We start from the raw sequence: 6,429 nt of genomic DNA, 5'->3' as shown, positions 1-6,429 counted from the left end.
TTTTTTTTTTATGATTATGGTAGTATATTGGTTTGTATCGACTTATCCTGATGATAGGTCGTTTATTATTTTGCGTTTAATGCTGCCATTGTTATATAATTGTACGGTTTGTTGAAGTGTGGTAAAAAGAAAATATCAAGTAATTTTAATTTATCTACTGTAGTTTTTTCTTGTATTGCAAGTGAAAACATATGAATTCCCATGGACATATCATAGTATGATGCAATTTGTGCTCCAAGTATTACTCTTGTTTTTTTATCATATACTATTCTGATTTTTACTTCAGGATTTTCTGTTTCAATAAATTCCGGTTTTTGCAAGTCGTTAAAGTCGACATATTCAACTTCAATTCCGAGAGAATTTGCTTTTTTAACACTAAGCCCTGTTGATACCATTTTATAGTCGTAGATTGAGATTCCGTTTGAACCTTGTACTCCTATTGTTTCAAGTTCAGTTCCTACGATATTGCTTGCGGCAACTATTCCGGAACGTACCGCATTTGTTGCAAGTGCAATGTAGTTTCGATCTCCGATGGTATTGTCATATACTGTTGCACAATCCCCGATAGCATAAACATCTTTAATGCTTGTTTCTTGTTTCTTGTTGACAAGGTATGCACCGTTTTTAAATAATTCAAGTTTTTCTTTTCCAAGTTCGTTGTTCGGTTTAAATCCTATTGAAAGAATTACCATATCAGATTTATATTCACCTTTATCTGTAACAACCGATTCTACTTTTCCGTCACCTTTTATTTCTATTACCGTTTCTTCAAAAACAGTTTTAATTCCATGATTTACAAGAACATCTTGCATCTTTTGGCTAAATTCTTTGTCATAGTATGATGCAAGTACAGTATCACAAACATCAATTAAAGTAACATTCTTTCCGTGTCTTTCAAATGCCTCTGCAAGTTCAACACCGATATATCCCGCTCCTACAACTGTAATGTTTTTTATTTCAGGATTTTTTAATTTTTCAATTACTTCTTGTGCATTTTGATATAGTTTTACAAGTTGTACATTTTCTAAATCTTTTCCCGGAATATTTGGCACTACAGGTATTGAACCTGTAGCTAATACCAATTTATCATAGCTTTCTGAAACTGTTGTTCCATCTTTTAAGACTGCGTTTACTTTTTTGTCTTCAAAGTCAATTGATTTTATTTCCGACTCCATATTTACTTTTGCACCTGCTGCTTCAAGTTTTTCTTTATTTGAATAGAAAAGACCGTCTCCGCTATGAATTTGGTTTCCAATCCACAATGCCATACCACAGCCTAAAAAGCTTATGTTGTTGTTTCTATCAAATACTACTACCTCATCTTTTGTTTTTGCTCCAAGTATTGTGTTTATACATGCAGTACCGGCATGATTTGCTCCTATTACTACAATTTTACTCATAATATCCTCCCTGTTTATGTTCTTAAAAATAATTCGTCAACATTTTAACATATAGTCAAACAAAAGTAAACTATTTAAGTATAGTTTATTTACTTTTTAATAGCAGATGTGATTTATTTATTGTAAATTTTATATGAGATAACTTTTTCCTGAAAATATTTGTATTTTATTACAGATATTTTTTACAAGGTGTAAAAATTTGTTATCTTTTTAACTCATTGTGATTAGAATCACATATCTATATTTAATCTTGTACTATACTTATTTTGAAATTAAGAATACCTTTTCACAAATTACATATAGGAGGAAGATATTATGAACGCATATGAAGGTTTTAAAGGAACTAAATGGCAAGAAAGTATAGATGTTAGAGCTTTTATTCAAGACAACTACAAGCCATATACAAATGATGAAAGTTTTTTAGAAGGAAAATCAGAAAAAACCGCTAAATTATGGGACAAGGTTGATAAACTTATTCTTGATGAAATAAAAAATAATAAGAGAAAAGCTGATACAACTAAATTTTCGGCTATTGATGCTTATGAAGCCGGATATATCGATAAAGATAATGAAGTTATAGTCGGACTTCAAACTGATGAACCTTTAAAGAGAATTGTAAATCCTTATGGAGGATATAGAATGGTTCAGGAATCTTTAGATGCTTATGGACTAAAGATGGATGAAACTGCTCAAAAATATTTTAAGGAATTTAGAAAAACTCATAATGAGGGAGTTTTTGATGCATATACAACTCAAACAAGAAAGGCAAGAACAGTAGGTCTGCTTACAGGTCTTCCCGATGCTTACGGTCGAGGAAGAATAATTGGCGATTATAGAAGAATTGCCCTTTACGGTATAGACAGATTAATTGAAGAAAAACAAAAGGACAAGGAAAATATTACGGGTAATGCGCTTGAGGCAACTATTAGACTTAGAGAAGAAGTTTCTGAACAAATAAGAGCTCTTCAAAAAATTAAGGATATGGCGATGAAATATGGAGTAGATATTTCTAAACCTGCTACAAATGCAACAGAAGCTGTTCAATATTTATATATGGGTTATCTTGCAGCGGTAAAAGAAAACAACGGAGCTGCAATGAGCCTTGGAAGAAATACAAACTTCATTGATATTTATATTGAAAGAGATATGGAAAGAGGAATTTTGGATGAAGTCGGAGCACAAGAGCTTATTGACCAATTCGTTATAAAATTGAGAATTGTAAGACATCTTAGAACTCCTGATTATGATGAATTATTCGGTGGAGATCCGAACTGGATAACAGAATCAATAGCGGGAATCGGTTTAGATGGAAGACCTTTAGTAACAAAAACTTCATTCAGATTTTTGCACACACTTATTAACTTAAATCCTGCACCGGAACCGAATATGACTATACTTTGGTCTGAAAATCTTCCGGAGGCGTTTAAGAAATATTGTGCAAAAATTAGTATTTTAACAGATTCTATTCAATATGAAAGTGATGAGTTGATGAGACCGTTATATGGCGATGATTATGCAATAGCTTGTTGTGTAAGTGCCATGAAAGTCGGAAAAGAGATGCAATTCTTCGGAGCAAGAGCAAATCTTGCAAAATCACTTTTATATGCTATCAATGGCGGAGTAGATGAAATTAAGAAGGACAAAGACGGAAATCCGATAAGAGTATTTGACGGAATAGAACCTATAACTTCTGAAGTTTTGGATTTTGATGAAGTATTTGCAAACTATGAACGTGTTATGGAAAAATTGGCACCTCTTTATATAAATACTTTAAATACAATTCACTTTATGCATGATAAATATGCTTATGAGGCAGGTCAAATGGCGCTTCATGATACGAATATAAGAATTAATATGGCATGTGGAGTTGCGGGGCTCTCAATAGCGGCAGATTCGCTTTCAGCAATTAAGTATGCAAAGGTAAAACCTATTAGAGATGAAAACGGATTAGCGGTTGATTTTGAAACTGTCGGAGAATTCCCTAAGTATGGAAATGATGATGACAGAGTGGATGACTTGGCAGTAGCAATAGTTAAAAAATTCAGTTCTGAATTAAAAAAGACTCCGACATATAAAAATGCAAGACACACTCTTTCAATTCTTACAATAACTTCAAATGTAATGTACGGTAAAAAAACAGGTACAACACCTGATGGAAGAAAGAAGGGTGAACCATTTGCACCGGGAGCTAATCCGATGCACGGAAGAGATGAAAATGGAGCATTGGCTTCACTTAACTCGGTAGCAAAAATTCCATATGAAGAAATTTGCGAAGACGGAATTTCAAATACGTTTACAATTGTACCTGATGCACTTGGAAAGAGTGATAAGGCAAAAGTAGATAATTTAGTTACAATAATGGACGGCTATTTTGGACAAAAGGCATTCCATCTGAATGTAAATGTTCTAAATAAAGAAAAGTTGATGGACGCTTATGAAAATCCTGAAAAATATCCTAACTTAACTATAAGAGTAAGCGGATATGCAGTACATTTCAATCGTCTATCTGATGAACAAAAGAGAGAAGTTCTTTCAAGAACTTTCCATCAAAGAGCTTAGATATAATTATTATGGAGGGCAACCATGGCAAAATTACATTCAATTGAAACATTTGCAGTCTTTGACGGACCGGGTGTAAGAACGGTGTTTTTCTTGCAGGGTTGTCCTTTAAGATGTGCATTTTGTCACAATGTAGATACTCAAAATCCCTTTGGAGGAAGAAATATAACTGTTGAAGAAATAGTTGAGAGGTCAAGGAAAATGAAACCTTATTTTAGAAACGGTAAGGGAGGAGTAACTTTTTCGGGAGGAGAACCGACACTTGACGGCAAATTTTTATTAGATGCGATAAAAGCGGTAAAAGCTGAGGGGATTCATGTTACAGTAGATACATCGGGAGTTGGAGATCAGAAGTATTATGATGAGATAATTGAAGAGGCGGATTTAATTTTGCTTGATATAAAGCATTATAATGCTATCGGATTTAAAAATATAACAGAAAGAAATATATCTCCTCTTAAAAAATTTATTGAGGCGGTAGAAAGACATAACACACCTGTTTGGATAAGACATGTTATGATGCCGAAAGTTACCGACAGTAAATATCATATGGATAAGTTGTGCGAATTTATTGCTCCGATAAAAGATAAAATTGAAAAAATAGAAATTCTTCCATACCATACAATGGGAGTCCATAAGTATGAGGATTTGGGGATTGAATATAAGCTGAAAGATATGGAAGCTATGGACAAGAATGTAGCCAAGGAACTTGAAGAATATGCAAATGATGTGTTACAATCTTATGAGGTAAAATATCATAAGGTGATTTAGGATGGATACTATAGATTACAAAAAAACACCTTTACTTAAATATTTAACTGAGGAAGAGATAAAGAGATTTATTTCAAAACCCCGGATTAAAGAATTTAAAAAAGGAGAATATATATTCAGATCTAAAGATGAAGCAAGGCAAATGTATATAGTTTATGATGGTTTTATGAAAATTTCCATGTTTTTATCAGACGGAAGAGAGCAAATTCTCTATATATACAAGGAAGGAGATTTTGTAGGCGGATTTAATATAATTTCCGGAGATCGTTATGTATATACATCGGTGGCACTCACAGATACTAAAATAATAATAATTCATAAAGAAGATTTTGAAGATATATTGTTAAAAAATGTAAAAATTTTGCGCAAACTTTTAGATCAGTCTTATTACAGGATAAGAAAATCTGAAGAACTTATAGACAGATTGTCTGTAATTAATGCGGATATGAAAGTGGCAAAGCTTCTTATAGACTTAATAAAAATATGCGGAAAGAAGAAAAATAATAAAATTTTATTAGATTTGAACATAAATAGAGAAGAACTCGGTTCATATACCGGAGTGTCAAGAGAAACGATAAGTAGAAAACTCAATCATTTTGAAACTATGAATATAATAAGTTTGTTGCCGAAAGGGAAAATATTAATAGAAGATCTTGAAGCTTTATATGATATGACTATTTAAATATAAAAAGGAAGATGATTTTATCATCTTCTATTTTTTATGCTTAAATTTTTACTTTTAATTGCAGATATGTTCTTTAATTTTTTTATTACTTTATTTTCAAACAGCATTTTAATTGAGGATTTGTTAAGATTGTTTCCGATTACGACAACTCTGTTATCCGGCATTGGAGTACAACCTGTTATTGCATAGCTGCCGTCAACAAGGTCAAATTTTATCCAATCACGACCGGCTTTAAAGTATCCTTTTGCTCTTACAATTTTTCCGAGAGTGCCGGAAATAAGTATGCTTAATGCGATTGTAAGCGTTGCAGGATTAGTTATTCCTATATTTGTTATACTGATGTTATCAAGTTGTTGCTCTTTTGTAATTTCGATGTTTGAGATTTTATTTTCTCTTGTATAATCTATATTTCCATTTAGAAGATTAAACCATATATCTTCGCTCCATTTTGAATAGTGAGTAGTTGGAAAAAAAGTTTTATCGTCTATATTAAGTTCATTTTTTATGGACAAAAAATTATTATAATCCATCGATTCCGACTTGCTTAATATAATAGAGGATGCGTTGTTAAGTTGATCATAAAAATAATCGGGAAAATCTTTTTTACTGTTTTTGTAATGATATGCATCTATTATTGTAATCAGGGGCAACAGTTCAATTCTTTCATAACATATTTTGCGCAATTGGGATATGATTTTACTTGGGAAAGCTACTCCGCTCGGTTCAACGATCAGATAGTCCGGATTTAATGTATTTGCTATTGTTAAAACTGAATGTGTAAAGTCCAGGTTTAGTGAACAACATATACATCCTTCTGAAAGCTCCCAAATTTTCATATCTGTATTTTTAGAATTCAAAGTATCGGATTTTAATATTTCTCCGTCAATTCCCATATCTCCAAATTCATTTTCGACTATTACGAATTGCCTTTTTGTGGCTTTTGACATTGCCTTTATAAAACTGGTTTTTCCCGAACCTAAAAATCCGGATATCAATAATATTTTCATTCTATCA

At 32.1% G+C, this 6,429-nt stretch carries 5 protein-coding genes; 3 read left to right on the top strand and 2 right to left on the bottom strand.

The genetic code is table 11. From position 1 onward, the window contains the following. Window positions 1–65 precede the first annotated feature (65 nt). The gene (nox, locus tag HMPREF0629_RS00260; RefSeq protein ID WP_009221371.1) at window positions 66–1,400 is read right to left on the bottom strand and encodes a H2O-forming NADH oxidase; all 1,335 of its coding nucleotides are present in this window, start codon (window positions 1,398–1,400) and stop codon (window positions 66–68) included. Window positions 1,401–1,715: 315 nt separating this feature from the next. Here nox and pflB point away from each other — a divergent pair, with 315 nt between their 5' ends. Genes pflB through HMPREF0629_RS00245 form a run of 3 tightly spaced genes read left to right on the top strand, consistent with a single transcriptional unit; the run spans window position 1,716 to window position 5,412 of the window. Continuing rightward, on the top strand, window positions 1,716–3,959 hold the full coding sequence (gene pflB, locus HMPREF0629_RS00255) for a formate C-acetyltransferase (protein ID WP_009221370.1): 2,244 nt from the start codon (window positions 1,716–1,718) through the stop codon (window positions 3,957–3,959). A gap of 24 nt (window positions 3,960–3,983) precedes the next feature. After that, window positions 3,984–4,730 (top strand): pyruvate formate-lyase-activating protein, encoded by a 747-nt coding sequence (gene pflA / locus HMPREF0629_RS00250; protein ID WP_009221369.1) that lies wholly within the window; start codon window positions 3,984–3,986, stop codon window positions 4,728–4,730. 1 nt (window position 4,731) lies between these two features. Then, entirely contained in the window at window positions 4,732–5,412 is a 681-nt protein-coding gene (locus tag HMPREF0629_RS00245; RefSeq protein ID WP_009221368.1) for a Crp/Fnr family transcriptional regulator, read from the top strand. Between the two features lie 23 nt (window positions 5,413–5,435). Here the strand turns inward: HMPREF0629_RS00245 and HMPREF0629_RS00240 are convergent, their stop codons facing one another. Then, the gene (locus HMPREF0629_RS00240) at window positions 5,436–6,422 is read right to left on the bottom strand and encodes a GTP-binding protein (protein ID WP_009221367.1); all 987 of its coding nucleotides are present in this window, start codon (window positions 6,420–6,422) and stop codon (window positions 5,436–5,438) included. Window positions 6,423–6,429 lie beyond the last annotated feature (7 nt).

It is taken from the genome of Peptoniphilus sp. oral taxon 386 str. F0131 (genome assembly GCF_000090945.1).
In the GTDB taxonomy this organism is placed as follows: Bacteria; Bacillota; Clostridia; order Tissierellales; family Peptoniphilaceae; genus Anaerosphaera; species Anaerosphaera mikwangii.
Note: the sequence above shows the minus strand (reverse complement) of the source record. Positions and strands in the feature narration are given on the sequence as shown.

Coding starts and splice junctions, on each gene's coding strand:
- nox (WP_009221371.1), bottom strand. CDS start 1,400: ATGAGTAAAATTGTAGTAATAGGAGCAAATCATGCCGGTACTGCATGT.
- pflA (WP_009221369.1), top strand. CDS start 3,984: ATGGCAAAATTACATTCAATTGAAACATTTGCAGTCTTTGACGGACCG.
- HMPREF0629_RS00240 (WP_009221367.1), bottom strand. CDS start 6,422: ATGAAAATATTATTGATATCCGGATTTTTAGGTTCGGGAAAAACCAGT.
- pflB (WP_009221370.1), top strand. CDS start 1,716: ATGAACGCATATGAAGGTTTTAAAGGAACTAAATGGCAAGAAAGTATA.
- HMPREF0629_RS00245 (WP_009221368.1), top strand. CDS start 4,732: ATGGATACTATAGATTACAAAAAAACACCTTTACTTAAATATTTAACT.